This window comes from Vibrio sp. Vb0888 (assembly GCF_033338835.1).
GTDB classification, from domain to species: domain Bacteria; phylum Pseudomonadota; class Gammaproteobacteria; order Enterobacterales; family Vibrionaceae; genus Vibrio; species Vibrio alginolyticus.
Genome location: NZ_JAWOTL010000266.1, coordinates 1 through 1,114, shown reverse-complemented (window position 1 = coordinate 1,114; position 1,114 = coordinate 1). Strand labels below are relative to the sequence as shown.

1 pseudogene is annotated in these 1,114 nt (G+C 45.9%); it reads left to right on the top strand.

From position 1 onward, the window contains the following. Positions 1-1,114, top strand: a pseudogene (locus R7P72_RS25520) (phosphate ABC transporter permease); the annotation flags it as partial.

The window sequence follows — 1,114 nt, the reverse complement described above, 5'->3', positions numbered from 1 at the left end:
TTCTGATGCAGAGATCAAACCTAATCACGCGACTCGAACCACGCAAGTGGGCATGCCTTTGGCCATTTCTGTCGATGACTATTCACAACTTGCTTTCGTTTTAACGCAAAGTGGTGAGATTCAATATTTGTCGATGGACGCACCTGACAAGCCCGCCATTTATACTCAACAGTTAGCGACTAATCCGGTATCTTTTTCTCAATCGGCTCCTGGCCTTGGTTGGTATGGATTAGTGGATGATCAAGGTCTAGCACATATCTTCAAGCCAGAATTCAACGCGACGTTGAGAGAAAATACTCGCCCGCCAGAAGTGGTGGCGTTGTCGACGGATATGAATTTGACGCTTACCGACGCGCAAGATCCTGTGACTCAATTTGTCTTCAATGCGTCAACACAAACTCCAACTATTGTTTGGCAGACTCGCAGCGGGAAAGTCAAAGCGCGTTGGCAAGAGAAGTCTGCGCTAGGCGTCGCTCCAACCACAATTGATTTCTCCTTTTCTGCGGGCTTTGACGCTCCCCAACAGATGCTCTTAACACCGGATGGTGAAACGCTTTATTTGCGTGATGGTTCGGAGTTAATTGTTCTGACGAAAGCTGCTCAAAAGTTTACGGTGCGCGAAGTTATCGATCTTACTCAAGGGGATAAAAAGCATTCTGTAAGAACGATTGATTTGCTTGCGGGCGCATATTCCCTGTTGGTGACGCACAATGATGGTCGCGTTTCGCAGTGGTTTGATACTTTGCAAAATGATAAGCGAACCTTAACTCATATTCGTGACTTCAAATTAGCGTCTGAACTCAAATACTTATTGCCAGATTCACACCGCAAAGGATTCTACAGTTTCTACACTAACGGTACGCTTCAGAGTCATTACACGACCAGTGAAAAACTGGTGTTGTTTAAGCGAGCTTATAAAGAAGCGCCTGCGATGGCGGCAATGTCGAACAATGAACGCTATCTGATTACTTGGAATGATGACTCGTTAAAGGTGGCAGAGGTCGATAACTCTTACCCTGAAGTCTCGCTTTCTTCACTGTGGCAGAAAGTGTGGTACGAAGGCTATCCAGAGCCTGAATTTGTATGGCAATCTACATCGGCCAGTGACAATTTT